Origin of the sequence: Micromonospora ureilytica (assembly GCF_015751765.1) — a bacterium.
In the GTDB taxonomy this organism is placed as follows: domain Bacteria; phylum Actinomycetota; class Actinomycetes; order Mycobacteriales; family Micromonosporaceae; genus Micromonospora; species Micromonospora ureilytica.
Map to the genome: position 1 here is coordinate 1,898,417 of NZ_JADOTX010000001.1, position 13,043 is coordinate 1,911,459.

Annotated in this window: 11 protein-coding genes; 7 read left to right on the top strand and 4 right to left on the bottom strand. The window is 72.2% G+C overall.

Annotated elements, in window-relative coordinates:
- Nucleotides 1–183 precede the first annotated feature (183 nt).
- Nucleotides 184–3,897, top strand: coding sequence for a S8 family serine peptidase (locus IW248_RS08315; protein WP_196926430.1), 3,714 nt, complete (start codon nucleotides 184–186; stop codon nucleotides 3,895–3,897).
- Nucleotides 3,898–3,945: 48 nt separating this feature from the next.
- Here IW248_RS08315 and IW248_RS08320 read toward each other — a convergent pair whose 3' ends face one another.
- Nucleotides 3,946–4,419: a MarR family winged helix-turn-helix transcriptional regulator gene (locus tag IW248_RS08320; protein ID WP_196926431.1), complete on the bottom strand. Its 474-nt coding sequence runs from the start codon at nucleotides 4,417–4,419 to the stop codon at nucleotides 3,946–3,948.
- Nucleotides 4,420–4,557: 138 nt separating this feature from the next.
- On the opposite strand from IW248_RS08320, the gene IW248_RS08325 reads away from it, so the two are divergent.
- Nucleotides 4,558–5,118: an NADPH-dependent FMN reductase gene (locus IW248_RS08325; RefSeq protein ID WP_196926432.1), complete on the top strand. Its 561-nt coding sequence runs from the start codon at nucleotides 4,558–4,560 to the stop codon at nucleotides 5,116–5,118.
- Between the two features lie 141 nt (nucleotides 5,119–5,259).
- Entirely contained in the window at nucleotides 5,260–6,543 is a 1,284-nt protein-coding gene (locus IW248_RS08330) for an MFS transporter (RefSeq protein ID WP_196926433.1), read from the top strand.
- A 92-nt stretch (nucleotides 6,544–6,635) separates the two neighbouring features.
- On the opposite strand, the gene IW248_RS08335 is transcribed toward IW248_RS08330, so the two are convergent.
- The 3 genes from IW248_RS08335 to IW248_RS08345 are packed head-to-tail and all read right to left on the bottom strand — an operon-like array spanning nucleotide 6,636 to nucleotide 9,259.
- Nucleotides 6,636–7,121: a GNAT family N-acetyltransferase gene (locus tag IW248_RS08335; RefSeq protein ID WP_196926434.1), complete on the bottom strand. Its 486-nt coding sequence runs from the start codon at nucleotides 7,119–7,121 to the stop codon at nucleotides 6,636–6,638.
- A gap of 48 nt (nucleotides 7,122–7,169) precedes the next feature.
- Complete coding sequence (locus IW248_RS08340) at nucleotides 7,170–8,189, bottom strand: phosphotransferase family protein (protein WP_196926435.1); 1,020 nt, start codon at nucleotides 8,187–8,189, stop codon at nucleotides 7,170–7,172.
- On the bottom strand, nucleotides 8,186–9,259 hold the full coding sequence (locus tag IW248_RS08345; RefSeq protein WP_196926436.1) for a LacI family DNA-binding transcriptional regulator: 1,074 nt from the start codon (nucleotides 9,257–9,259) through the stop codon (nucleotides 8,186–8,188). The genes IW248_RS08340 and IW248_RS08345 overlap by 4 nt, the downstream gene beginning before the upstream one ends.
- A gap of 121 nt (nucleotides 9,260–9,380) precedes the next feature.
- On the opposite strand from IW248_RS08345, the gene IW248_RS08350 reads away from it, so the two are divergent.
- From IW248_RS08350 to IW248_RS08365, 4 genes are all read left to right on the top strand, one after another.
- Entirely contained in the window at nucleotides 9,381–10,097 is a 717-nt protein-coding gene (locus IW248_RS08350; RefSeq protein ID WP_196926437.1) for a cupin domain-containing protein, read from the top strand.
- Nucleotides 10,098–10,273: 176 nt separating this feature from the next.
- Nucleotides 10,274–11,206, top strand: a complete 933-nt coding sequence (locus tag IW248_RS08355) for an ABC transporter permease (RefSeq protein ID WP_196926438.1) — start codon at nucleotides 10,274–10,276, stop codon at nucleotides 11,204–11,206.
- Between the two features lie 23 nt (nucleotides 11,207–11,229).
- The gene (locus IW248_RS08360; protein ID WP_196926439.1) at nucleotides 11,230–12,234 is read left to right on the top strand and encodes an ABC transporter substrate-binding protein; all 1,005 of its coding nucleotides are present in this window, start codon (nucleotides 11,230–11,232) and stop codon (nucleotides 12,232–12,234) included.
- Between the two features lie 43 nt (nucleotides 12,235–12,277).
- Nucleotides 12,278–13,033 (top strand): ABC transporter ATP-binding protein, encoded by a 756-nt coding sequence (locus IW248_RS08365; protein ID WP_231396902.1) that lies wholly within the window; start codon nucleotides 12,278–12,280, stop codon nucleotides 13,031–13,033.
- The last annotated feature ends 10 nt before the right edge of the window (nucleotides 13,034–13,043 follow it).

Consider the following 13,043-nt stretch of genomic DNA (forward strand, 5'->3'; position numbering starts at 1 on the left):
GACTTTGGTCGGGACAGAAAGTGCAAGATCGGCGCGGCGGGGCGGCGCGGGGCGGTGGGGAGAGGGCGGGGACCGTGGCGGGGTTGTGCCATGGCGTAAGTGCGTCGGGGGTGGGGGCGGGGTTGGGCTGGGCTCTGCGTCGATGCTGTGGTGCGTACCACTTCTCGACACAAAGAGGTCATCGTGGCTCTGTCTCACCGGCGCCGCCGATCCGGGCTGATCGCCCTCGGCGCCGCCCTCACCCTGGCGGCCGGGTTCACCCCACCCGGCGCGGGAGCGGCCGCCGCCCCGCCGAACAATCCCGACCGCCCGGTGGGCCAACCCCCGGCCGCCGCCGGACGCGCGTCCACCGTCACCCTGATCACCGGTGACACGGTCACGGTCACCACCGCGGCGGACGGCAGCACGGTGTCGACGGTGCGCCGGCCGGACGGCAGCACCCCGAGCTTCCACCGCACCGTGCGTGACGGCGACACCTACGTCTACCCGGACGCGGCACTGTCCTATGTCACCAGCGGTGTGCTGGACCGGCAACTGTTCAACGTCACCGACCTCATCGCCGACGGCTACGACGACGCGCACACCGACGCGCTTCCGCTGATCGTCACGATGACCGACGCGGCGGCCCGCAACCGCACCCGCCCCGCCGTGGACGGCGCCGAGCTGGTCCGACAGTTGGACAGCGTGCAGGGCGCGGCGCTGACCCGCCAGCGCGCCACCGCCGACCGGTTCTGGACCGCGCTCACGGCCGGCTCGACCCGTCGTACCGGCGACGCCCCGACCCTGGCCAACGGCATCGCGAAGGTCTGGTTGGACGGCCGGGTGCACGCGGACCTGGCCGAGTCCACCGCGCAGATCGGCGCGCCGAAGCTGTGGGCCGAGGGCAACACCGCCGCCGGTGTCGACGTCGCGGTGCTCGACTCGGGGGCGGACGCCGAACACCCGGACCTCGTCGGCCAGATCGCCGAGTCCAGCAGTTTCGTGCCCGAGGAGCCCGACATCCTCGACTACAAGGGCCACGGCACGCACGTCGCCTCGACGATCGCCGGCACCGGTGCCGCGTCCGGTGGCGCCGAGCGGGGCGTCGCCCCCGGCGCACGGCTGCACATCGGCAAGGTGCTCAACAGCGAGGGCAGCGGGCAGAACTCGTGGATCATCGCCGGCATGGAGTGGGCGGCCCGCGAGCAGAAGGCCCGGGTGGTCAGCATGAGCCTCGGCGGTGAGGCCACCGACGGCAGCGACCCGATGAGCCAGGCCGTCGACCGACTCAGCGCCGAGACCGGTGCCCTGTTCGTGATCGCCGCCGGCAACAGCGGCCCGGCAACCATCGGCAGCCCGGGTGCCGCCAACTCCGCGCTCACCGTGGGCGCCGTCGACAACACCGACCACCTCGCCGACTTCTCCAGCCAGGGCCCACGCGCCGGCGACGGCGGGCTGAAGCCCGAGATCACCGCCCCCGGCGTGGACATCCTGGCGGCCCGCTCCCACCTCGTGCGGGGCGGCTCCGGGGACTACACGCTGATGAGCGGCACGTCGATGGCCACCCCGCACGTGGCCGGCACGGCCGCGCTGGTCGCCGCCGCCCACCCGGAGTGGACCGGTCAGCGGATCAAGGAAGCGCTGGTCAGCACGGTCAAGGCCACCCCCGAGTACACCCCGTACCAGGCGGGCGCCGGTCGGGTCGACGCGGTCGCCGCCGCGCACGCCACCGTCTTCGCCACCCCGAGCGCCTACTCCGGCTTCCAGGCGTGGCCTCAGCAGCCGGGCATGACCGTCGACCGCACTGTCACCTACACCAACGTCGGCAGCGCGCCGGTCGCCCTGAAGCTGGCCCTCGACGCGGCCACCGCGCCGGCCGGCCTGTTCGCGCTCTCCGCCGACCGGGTCACCGTGCCGGCGGGTGGCACCGCCACCGTGACGGTGACCGCCGCGTACGACAAGCTGCCGGTGGAGAAGCAGGTCAGCGGCATGATCGTCGCCACCGACGACGCCGGTGCGGTGCGCGGCCGCACCCTGATCGGCGCCGGCAAGGAGGGCCAGCGGCAGAACCTGACGCTGGTCGCCAAGGACCGGGACGGCAAGCCGCTCGTCGGCAAGGTCATCCTCACCACCGACACCCTGTTCACCGCCGTGGACCTACCCGAGAGCGGCACCGCGACGCTGCGGCTGCCGGTGGCGAGTTGGAACGGTTGGATCTCCGCCGACGTGCGCGGCGCGCACGGGCCGCACTCCAAGGGCATGGCGATGCTCAGCTTCACCGACGTCAACCTGGACCGGGACCGCACCGTCACCCTGGACGCCCGCGCCGCCCGACAGGTGCAGGCCCGGGTGCCGCAGGAGGCCACCGCCAGCGCGCTGCGGATGGACATCCACAGGTCCACGAAGAACGGTCTCACCGAGAGTCAGGTGTTGCCCGACGACTCGTACGACAGCATGTGGGCGTTGCCGACGAGCCGTCCGGTCACCGACGGCGAGTTCGAGTTCGGCGCCCGGTGGCGGCTGGAGCAGCCGGCCCTCACCGTCTCGGCGGGCGGTCGCTCGTACGACGATCTGTTGGTGAAGCGGGCGACCCCGGCGCTGCCGGCCGGTCGTCGCCAACTGGACGCGGTCTACGTCGCCGATGCGTCGGCGGCGGGGCTGGCCAAGCGGCCGGTCCGGGACCGGGCCGTGGTGGTGCGCCGTAGTGACAGCGTGGACATCGCCACCCAGGCGCAGGCCGCCGCCGCGGCCGGGGCGAAGCTGCTGTTGGTGGTCAACGACGGCGTGGGCCGGCTCCAGCCCTGGGACGAGGCCCCGTGGAGCCCGGCGAGCCCGGCTCCGGTGACCGTGGCCACGCTCGGCGCGGACGAGGGTGGGCAGCTCATCGCCGCGCTGGAGCACGGCGCGGTGCGGCTCACCGTCGAGTCGCACCCGGAGACCACCTACCTGTACGACGTGGCGCACCACTGGACCGGCACCGTGCCGGCCGATCCGACCTACCGGCCCACGAAGCGGCAGCTGGCCCGGGTCGACGTGGAGTTCCGTAACTACCGGCAGGGTAAGGCGCTGGAGTTCCGCACCGACGTCTGGCGCGGCTGGGCGTCGAGCAACCAGGAGCCGGCCCCGGCGCAGGGCCGGCGAACCGACTGGGTGAGCGCCGATCAGCTGTGGATCGACGACGCGTTCATCGCCGGCGAGACCGGCCAGCACCTGCAGGCGGTCACCACGTACCCGGCCGGTAGGCCGAGCGCCGTCACCTGGTTCGGGCCGATCCAGCGGCCCCGGATGGGCGGGAACTACGTGCCGGTGCGGTATCTCGACACCGTCTACCTGCCCGCGCCCGGGTGGGGTGACGGCGGCGGCCACATCGGTGAGGCGTACGCCAACTACGACATGGTCAACCGCACCACCCTCTACCAGGGTGACAAGGAACTCAACTGGGGTAACGCCGAGTACCTCCAGGTCTCCGGGCTGGCGTCTCAGCGACTGCCGTACCGGCTGGTGGTGGAGAACGACCGGGCCGCCTGGACCAACCCGTACTCCCGGCAGACCCGCACCGAGTGGGGCTTCCGCTCGGCGGTCACCGGGGAGGAATCGGCCGAGGTGCTGCCGATGATCCAGCTGGACTACCAGGTGGCCATCGACTCCGCCGGCAGGGCGTCGCGGCGTACGCCGCTGACCGTTGTCGCCTCGCACCTGCCCGACGTCAGGGGCACGATCGGCGCGGTGACCGTCGAGGTGTCCTACGACGACGGGGCGACCTGGCAGAAGCAGCGGCTGACCCGGCACGGCGACGGCTGGCGTACCTCGTTGGCCGCACCGGCGAAGGCCGGCTTCGTGAGCCTGCGCACCACCGCGCGGGACACCGCCGGCAACACCGTGAGCCAGAGCATCACGCGAGCGTTTGGCCTGCGCTGACTGTGCGGCCGGCCGCCGCCGGGGTGCCTCGCGCACCCCGGCGGCGGCTCAGTCGGTCGTCTCGGCCGTGCCGGCCCGCTGGAACGCGCGGGCCAGTTGGGCGAGGTCGAAGCCCTCGAAGTGCTGGAGGAACCGGCGGCGTACGGCGGCCAGGTGACTGGGCCAGGACTCCTCCAGGCGCGTGAAGCCCGCGTCGGTGAGGACGGCGTTCCAGCCGCGCGCGTCCTCCTCGCACCGCTCCCGCCGGACCAGGCCCTGCGTCTCCAGCCGGATGATCGTGCGGGTCATGCCGCTGAGTGAGAGGTGGCAGAGCGCGGCGAGCTCGTTCATGCGCATCCGCCGGCCCGGCGTCTCGGACAGGTTCATCAGCGCGGTGTACTCGGTGAGTGGCAGCTGACGGTCACCGACCATGTCCGCGTCGATCGCGCGGGGCAGGACGTGCATGACCTGGCCCAGGGCGCGGACCAGGGATTCCTCGTCAGGGTTGAGAGGTTGCGGAGTCGCTGCGGAGGGGTTGGACATCCCCATACCATACTTGTTTGACTGAGCAAGTGCTCACCCTCCGTGTGACCATGCCCACGGACCACGTATTTGCTTGACCAATCAAGCACCGGTTAGCGTTCCCGTCGTCAGGCAAGGACCCTCTGAAAGGCGCCACACATGACCAGGATCGGGATCATCCTCGGAAGCACCCGCCCGGGGCGTAACGGCGAGGCCGTCGCCCGCTGGGTGCTCGAGATCGCCAAGCAGCGCTCCGACGCGGAGTACGAGCTGATCGACCTGCTCGACTACCAGCTGCCGCACCTCGACGAGGCGTACCCGCCCTCGATGGGCCAGTACAGCCAGCCGCACACCAAGCGGTGGGCCGAGATGATCGCGTCGTTCGACGGGTTCATCATGGTCACCCCCGAGTACAACCACTCGACCTCCGGCGCCCTGAAGAACGCTATCGACTTCCTGTACGCCGAGTGGAACAACAAGGCCGTCGGCTTCGTCAGCTACGGCTCGGTGGGCGGAACGCGCGCCGTGGAGCACCTGCGTCTGATCTCCGGTGAGCTGCAGATGGCCGACGTGCGCTCGCAGGTCGCGCTGTCGCTCTTCACCGACTTCGAGAACTTCAGCGTTTTCAAGCCCAACCAGTTCCACAAGGACTCGCTGACCGCCACGCTCGACCAGGTGGTCGCCTGGAGCACCGCGCTCGCTCCGCTGCGCAAGGGCTGAGCGCTTCGCGCATCCCGGAAACGGCCGCGGGGGATCCCGCGGCCGTTTCCGGGCGTTCCGGCACGCCGTGGTGTTCGTTGAGGGTGCGGCGGCCCGCGCCACGGCCACCGTCGGAAGGGCGCGTTCACTACCCTTGGCGCGATGAGCCGATCTGCCACCGCTGGTCGGGCTCCGCTCTGGCGGGACCGGACCTTCGGCACGTACTGGGTCGCGCAGTCGCTCTCGGCCGCGGGCGACTCGTTCGCCTACCTGGCGGTGCCGCTGCTGGTGCTCCAGGCGACCGGGTCGGTGGCGCAGATGGGCCTGCTCACCGCCGTCGCGGGCGCGGCGTCCGTCGTCGCCGGGATCTTCGGCGGGGTGCTGGTCGACCGGTACGACCGCCGCACCCTGATGATCGTGGCCGATCTGACCCGGCTGGTGCTCTACGGCCTGGTGCCACTGGCGTGGCTCGCCGGCCCGCAGGTCTGGCTGCTCTTCGTCGTGCTGCCGATCTGCGAGGCGGCCGGCATGCTGTTCCAGGTCGCCGCCGTGACCGCGGTCCGCAACCTGGTCGACCGGGACCGGATCACCGAGGCCAACGGCCGGTTGCAGGCGACGTACGCGGCGGCGGCCGTCCTCGGGCCGCTGCTCGCCGGTGTGGTGGCGGCCCGCTTCGGCCCGGCGACCGCCATCGCCGTCAACGCGGCGAGCTTCGCGCTCTCGGCGGCCGGCCTACGGCTCATCCGACTGGGTCCCGTCCAGGCGGACGAAGCGGTGGCCCGGCAGCGCCCGCTGGCCGAGTTCCTGGCCGGGGCGCGGTTCCTGTGGCGACAGCCCGTGCTGCGCGCGCTGACAGTCCTGTTGTCGGTCTTCATCTTCCTCACCTACGGCTTCGTCGACGTGCTGATCTACCACGTCACGCACGACCTCGGCGGCTCCGAGGGCACCGTCGGCACGGTGCTCGGCCTGGCGGCGCTGGGCACGGTCGCCGGCGCGCTGCTGGTGGCCCCGCTGCGCCGCCGGCGCGGCTTCGGCGCCACCTGGATCGGCGCGCACGCGATCTGCGGCTTCGCGGTGGCGGGGGTCGGCATCGCCACGAGCGTGCCGGCGGTCACCGCGCTGACCGCGGTCTACCTGTGCTGTCTCAGCGTCGGGGGGATCTGTTCGATGTCCCTGCGCCAGGAGATCACCCCCGATCACCTGCTGGGCCGGGTCACGTCGGCGTTCTGGAGCACGCACTACGCCCTCGGCCCGGCCGGCGCTGTCGTGCTGACCTGGGCCGCCGGCCGGCACGGCGCCCCGATGGTCACCCTCGTGGCGGGCGCGGGGTGCCTGCTGGTCGCGGTCGGCGGCCTCTTCACCCCGATCCGCCGAGCCGGCGCGGAGCCGGCCGCCGGGCAGCCCGGACTGCGCCCGGCGCCGGCCGGCGGCACCGTAGCTGGTTGAGACGCTATCGAGCTGATGTCGTAAACGATTCAGACGGTGGGGACGCTCGCCGACCAGCACCATGGCCCCCGGAGCGAGCGGAGCGGGCGCGGTCAGAACTCCTGGTACATGACGTGCAGGCCGACCCGGCCGAGAGCGGGGTGACGGAACGCGCCCGGCACGGTGCCGAGCACCTCGAAGCCCTCCCGCCGGTACAGGCGCACCGCCGACCGGTTGCTCTCGGCCACGGCGTTGAACTGCATGCCGGCGTACCCCTGCTGGCGCGCCCAGGTCAGAGCGTCGCGGCACAGCGCGGTGCCCACGCCCCGGCCCCGCGCGTCGGCGGCGACCATGAAGCTCGCGGTGGACACGTGCGAGCCCGGCCCGGGCCGGTTGGTGCCCATCTTCGCGGTGCCGAGCACCCGCTCGCCGTCGACAGCCACGACGGTCCGCCCCGGGGCCGCCTCGACCCACATGCCGTACGACTGCTCGGCGGTCATCGCCGGGTCGTAGACGAAGGTCTCCTGTGCCCGGATCACCTCCTCGATGATCGGCCACACCTGCGACCAGTCCCGGTCGACGAACTCCCGAATAAGCACGCAGGGCAGGCTACGAGCGGTGGCCCGCGCCGGCAACGGAGATTCGGTTCAGCGAGTGCCGAGGCCCGCGAGTTCCTCGTCGAGCAGGGCCGCCAGCCGGGCGTGCCGCGCGGGATGGCTCCGCGCGGTCATCCCGCGGCTGGGCATCTCCACAGTCATCAGCAGGTACAGGTGCAACCGGTAGAGACTGAGCCGGCGTCGTGCCGAAGCGTCCAGCACCAGCGGCTCGGGTGCGGCGGCCTGGTAACCGCGCAGCAGGGGGTGCTCCGGCTCGTCCTCGACGCGTCGGAACAGCAGCGGGGAGACCAGGTCCAGTAGCGGGTCGCCGTAGAGGAAGCGCTCGCCGTCCACCAGGCCACGCAGCCGCAGCCGGCCGTCCCGGCCGGGTGCCGCCAGCACGTTGCCGTCCCAGCAGTCGAAGTGCAGCAGCGCCGGGCGGCGTACCTCGTCGAGCACGTCGGCGTGCTGCCCCACCAGCGCGTGCAGGCGATCCGCGGTTACCGGTAGTCGGACGTCCCAGTCGGCCGCGTCGGCCAGCAGCGCGTCGAGCATCGCCGTGAACGCCGCCGGCCAGGTCGGCCCGCCGGCCCGGTCGCCGTCGTATCCGAACCGCTCACCTGTCACCCGGTGCAACGCGGCGAGGGCCATCCCGAGGTCGTGGCGCGCCGGGCCGTCGTCGACAGCGACACCGTCCGCGGCCAGGTCGGACAGCGGCCGACCGGGCAGCATCGCGGTGATCAACCACTCGCCGTACGCCGGGTCGGCGCCGTGCCAGAGCACCGGGGGGACGGGCACCTGCGGCGCCCGCTCCGCGACGAGCCGGAAGTACCGCTCCTCGGCGGCGCAGAGCCCGCGCTCGTAGCGCAGCAGCGGCGTTCCGGCCGGCGGAGCCAGCTTCAGCACCACCCGACGGTCGTCGTCGAGCAGCGCCCACCAGACCGTCGCGTACCCGCCGCCGGTCAGCGGACCGGCGTCCCGGACCCGGGTGCGCGGCCCGAACGACGCACCGACCAGGTACGCCACGTCGGCGCTGGTGAGGAGCCGCTGCGTCGGGCTGACGCCGGTCACGGCGCGGTGTCACCTCGCCGGGCGCGCGGCGCGGAACCCGCGGTGGCGTGGGTGGACAGTGGGACGGGGCCGGCGGTGTCGCGGCGGACCAGCTCGGCGGGGAGCACCTCGACCCGGGGCGTCGGGGCCCCGACGCCGAGCACCAGGGACATCGCCCGCACACCCATGTCGACAAGGGGCAGTCGCACGGTGGTCAACGCCGGCGTCACGTCCCGGGCGATCGGCATGTCGTCGAAGCCCAGCACCGAGATCTGCTGCGGCACCGCCAACCCTCGCGTGCGCAGGGTGGCGAGCGCGCCGATGGCCATCGAGTCGTTGAGCGCCACGATCGCGGTCAGCTCCGGGTCGGCGTCGAGCAGTCGGGCGGTGGCCTCGGCGCCGCCGTCTCGGTCGAACTCCGCGTACCGGATGCGCCGTTCGGGCAGCTCGCGGCCCTGCTCGGTGAGGGCCTGCCGGAGGCCGGCCAGCCGGTCGGTCGTGGTGGTCAGGATGCGCGGGCCGGCGACCACGCCGATCGCCCGGTGCCCCAGACCGCACAACTCCTGCCCGGCGAGGTAGCCGCCGGTCCGGTTGTCCGGCATCACCGCGTCGCCGGAGTGCTCGTGCCGGCCGATCACCGCCACCCGCCCACCGGTGGCCTCGTACGCGGCCAGCTTCTCGTTGAGCTGCCGGGTGAACGCCTCGTCGTGGTAGCCCGAGCCGGCCAGGATCAGCGCCGCCACCTGGTGGCCGCGCAGCAGCTCCACGTACTCCAACTCGCGGTCCGGGTCCCGGTAGCTGTTGCAGATCATCAGCAGCCGGCCCTGGTCCGTGGCGACCCGTTGCAGCCCCCGGGTGATCTCGGCGAAGTACGGGTCGGAGACGTCGTGCACGATCACACCGACCGCGCTGCGGTGCGAGCGGGCCAGCAGTTGGGCGTGCGCGTTCGGCACGTACTGCAACTCGGCGACGGCGGCGAGCACCCGTTCGCGCAGCTCGTCGGTGACCGGCTTGCTGCTGCCGTTGATGACGCGGGAGGCGGTGGCGGGTGAGACGCCCGCTCGGCGGGCCACATCGGACAGGGTCGCCATGGCCCGCCCCCTCGATCTGTTGACGGCGTTTCGTCGTGCCGGCTAGCGTCACCGTACCGCAGAGAAAGCCCTTTCCCGCAGGGAGGCCCGGCCGTGTCCGACGACACCGACGAGTACTTCGATGCCTGATCGGCGGGCACCGCTGCCCGGCGGAATCGGGGTGTCCCGGCTGCGCGTCTACGACACGGTGGCCTCGGACGGCCTGGTCGGCGGCACTCCGCACGTGCACCTGTGCTGCACCGAGGGGTACGTGGTGACCGGCGGCGAGGGCGCGGTGCAGACCCTGACCACCGCCGGTTTCCGGGAGACGCCGCTGCGGCCGGGTGCGGTGGTCTGGTTCGAGCCGGGCACCGTGCACCGCCTGGTCAACGGGGGCGGGCTGACCATCGTGGTGCTCATGCAGAACAGCGGTCTGCCCGAGGCCGGCGACGCCGTGCTGACCTTCCCACCGGAGGTGTTGGCCGACCCGGCCGCGTACGCCGCGGCGGTGGCGTTGCCCGACGGGGGAGCGCCGGGCGCGGACGTGCGCGCCGCGTACCGCAGGCGGGATCTGGCGGTGACCGGCTTCCAGGCGCTGCGAGCCGGCGGGCCGGCGGCGCTGGCCGCGTTCCACGCCGCAGCGATCGCGCTGCGCCAGCCGTTGCTGGCACGGTGGCGGCAGCGGTGGGAGGCCGGCGCGGGCCGCGCCGCCGCCGACACCGCCGCGCAGCTCGACGCCCTGGAGCGGGGGGATCCCGGGCACCTGGGCGACGCCGGGGTGTACGCGGTGGACGAGCCGGTCGAGCGCGGCCGGTTGGGGATGTGCGGTCTCCTCGACACCTACCCGCCGGCCGGCTGACGGCGCGGGTTTCACCGTTGGTCCAGGATGGACCGTTGGGCGATCCGTTCGGCGAATAGATCGAGGAAAGGCCTTGCCTGGTGTGAGGGTGCCGCCTACGCTCCAGGAAAGCGTTTGCCTGATCCGCCGACCGGCCCGGTCCCTAGGCGCCGAGCCGGGCCCCGAGGAGGTTCCGCGTGACCGAGAACTCTTTGGACACGGCGGGCCGGCAGGCCGCCGCCGACCAGGCGAGCGGTGCGCCCGAAGCCGTCGGCGTGGGCTCGTCCGCCGTGGTGCGACGGTCGCCCAGCGGTGGCCGCCCACCGCGTCCGACGCTCGGTCGCCGGGCGGTGGTCTTCGCCGACTCGCTCTGGCGCCCGGCGCTGGTGCTGGCGGTCTTCTTCGTCGCCTGGTGGTTCGTGGCAGCCCGGGAGTACGTCCCGAACTACCTGGTGCCCACGCCCGGCCAGGTCTGGGAGACGATGACCACCCAGTGGTCCGAGTTGGCCCGGCACACCCTTGTCACCCTCTACGAGACGGTGCTCGGCTTCGTGCTGGCCGCCGCGTTGGGCCTGGTCACCGCGGTCGCCATCGCCTACTCCCGCACCCTGGACAAGGCGCTCTACCCGATCGTCCTGTTCGCACAGGTCATCCCGAAGATCGCCATCGCGCCCCTGCTGGTGGTCTGGTTCGGCCTCGGTCTCACCCCGAAGATCATCCTGGCGGTGCTCATCGCGTTCTTCCCGGTGGTCATCTCCGGGGTCGCCGGGCTGCGCTCCACCGACCCGGAGCTGCTCGACCTCGCCGCCACGATGGGTGCCGGGCCGTGGCGCACCTTCCGCAAGATCCGCTTTCCGAACGCGTTGCCGCACCTGATGGCCGGCCTGAAGGTGGCCGTCACCCTCGCCGTGGTCGGTGCCGTGGTCGGCGAGTTCGTCGGCGCCAGCGAAGGGCTCGGCTACGTCCTGTTGCTGGCCAACGGCAACCTCGACGCCCCGTTGCTGTTTGCCGACCTGATCCTGATGTCCGCCATCGGCATCGTCCTGTTCGTCCTGGTCGAGATCGCCGAGGCACTGCTCATTCCGTGGCACGCCAGCCGCCGGGCCGGCGTGTCCCTCACCACCTCCTGACCGACCCCATCACGGAGGCACCGATGAAACGCACCGCCACCACCATCCTGGCCACCGCCGCACTGCTCCTCGCCGCGACCGGCTGCGGTGGGGACGACTCCGCCGGCAGCACCAACGCCGACGGCAGCAAGCAGGTCACCCTCACCCTGAACTGGGTGCCCTACGGCGAGCACGCGCCCTTCTACTACGGCCTGCAGAAGGGTTACTACTCCGCCGAGGGCATCGACCTGAAGATCCTGCCCGGCAACGGCTCGGGCAACACTGTCAAGCAGGTCGCCCAGAAGCAGACCGACTTCGGCTGGGCGGACAGCCCGGTGCTGCTGAAGTCGGTGGCCAGCGGAATGCCGGTGCGCAGCCTCGGCGCGTACCTGGAGAAGGGACCCTCCTCGGTGGAGTTCTTCACCGAGGAGAACATCAAGACGCCGGCCGACCTCAAGGGCAAGACCGTCGGCGGCACCCCCGGCGACGCCCTCTACGCGACCTTCCCGGCATGGCTGGAGAAGAACGGCGTCAAGAAGGACGACGTCAAGGTGGTGAACGTCGACGCCGCCGGCAAGATCGCCGCGCTGGCCGAGGGCAAGGTCGACGCCATCATGGGCTTCTTCCACGACCAGGCGCCCACCATCGAGAGCAAGACCGGCAAGAAGGTCGACGTGCTGCTCTTCGCCGACTACGGGATGAACCTGCTCGGCACCGGTCTGATCGCCAACACCCAGACCCTGCAGAAGGACCCGGAGCTGGTCCGCAAGTTCGTCCGGGCCACCCAGAAGTCCTGGGCCGACGCCGCCCGGGACCCGGCCGGTGCGGTGAGCGCGATGGCAGCCCTGGCCGAGAACGAGCCGGCGCCCGAGGTCCTCACCAAGCAGCTGACGCTCAACCTGCCGCTGATCGGCGCGGACGGCCCGCCCGGGGTGAACACCGAAGCCCAGTGGACCGAGACCATCGAGCTGATGTCCCGCTACGCCGAGCTGAAGGACCCGGGGGCGCCCAACGCGTACTGGGACTCCTCGTACGCGGCGCAGGGGTGACCCGGTGACCGCCGCGCCCGCAGCCACCGGCACCGCCATCGGGATGTCCGGGCTGACCGTCCGGTTCACCACCCGGCGGTCGCAGACCACCGCGTTGGACGACGTGTCGCTGGACATCGAGCCGGGCGAGTTCGTCACGATCGTCGGCCCGTCCGGTTGTGGGAAGTCCACCCTCCTGAAGATCGTCGCGGGGTTGGTCAAGCCGACCAGTGGCGCTGTGTCGCTGCTGGAGCGCCCGGTTCGTGGCCCGCAGAAGGAGATCGGCTTCGTCTTCCAGAAGGCCGCGCTGCTGGAGTGGCGCGGCGCCCGAGCCAACATCCTGCTCCAGGCCGAGATGCGCGGCATGGACCGGGCGCTGGCGGCCCGCCGCGCCGACGAGCTGATCGAGATGACCGGCCTGACCGGCTTCGAGAAGGCGCTGCCACACGAGCTGTCCGGCGGCATGCAGCAGCGGGTGGCGCTCTGCCGCGCGCTGCTGCACTCCCCGCCGGTGCTGCTGATGGACGAACCGTTCGGCGCCCTGGACGCGCTGACCCGGGAGCAGATGAACGCCGAACTGCACCGGATCTGGCGGGAGACCGGGACGACCGTGGTGCTGGTCACCCACTCCATCGCCGAGGCGGTCTTCCTCGGCACCCGGGTCGTGGTGATGAGTCCCCGCCCCGGGCGGATCATCCGCACCTTCACGGTCGAGCTGCCGGCGCACCGCGACTACGCGCAGGTGATGTCGGATCCCCGCTTCGACCGGCTCGCCACCGACCTGCGTGGGTTGCTCGGCAGCGCGGCCGCCAACCACTGAGCGCGGATCG

What these genes read in the sequence shown, in the direction of transcription:
- IW248_RS08350 (WP_196926437.1), top strand. Translation starts at nt 9,381, where the DNA reads ATGCCTGATCGGCGGGCACCGCTGCCCGGCGGAATCGGGGTGTCCCGG.
- IW248_RS08345 (WP_196926436.1), bottom strand. Translation starts at nt 9,259, where the DNA reads ATGGCGACCCTGTCCGATGTGGCCCGCCGAGCGGGCGTCTCACCCGCC.
- IW248_RS08330 (WP_196926433.1), top strand. Translation starts at nt 5,260, where the DNA reads ATGAGCCGATCTGCCACCGCTGGTCGGGCTCCGCTCTGGCGGGACCGG.
- IW248_RS08320 (WP_196926431.1), bottom strand. Translation starts at nt 4,419, where the DNA reads ATGTCCAACCCCTCCGCAGCGACTCCGCAACCTCTCAACCCTGACGAG.
- IW248_RS08325 (WP_196926432.1), top strand. Translation starts at nt 4,558, where the DNA reads ATGACCAGGATCGGGATCATCCTCGGAAGCACCCGCCCGGGGCGTAAC.
- IW248_RS08360 (WP_196926439.1), top strand. Translation starts at nt 11,230, where the DNA reads ATGAAACGCACCGCCACCACCATCCTGGCCACCGCCGCACTGCTCCTC.
- IW248_RS08365 (WP_231396902.1), top strand. Translation starts at nt 12,278, where the DNA reads ATGTCCGGGCTGACCGTCCGGTTCACCACCCGGCGGTCGCAGACCACC.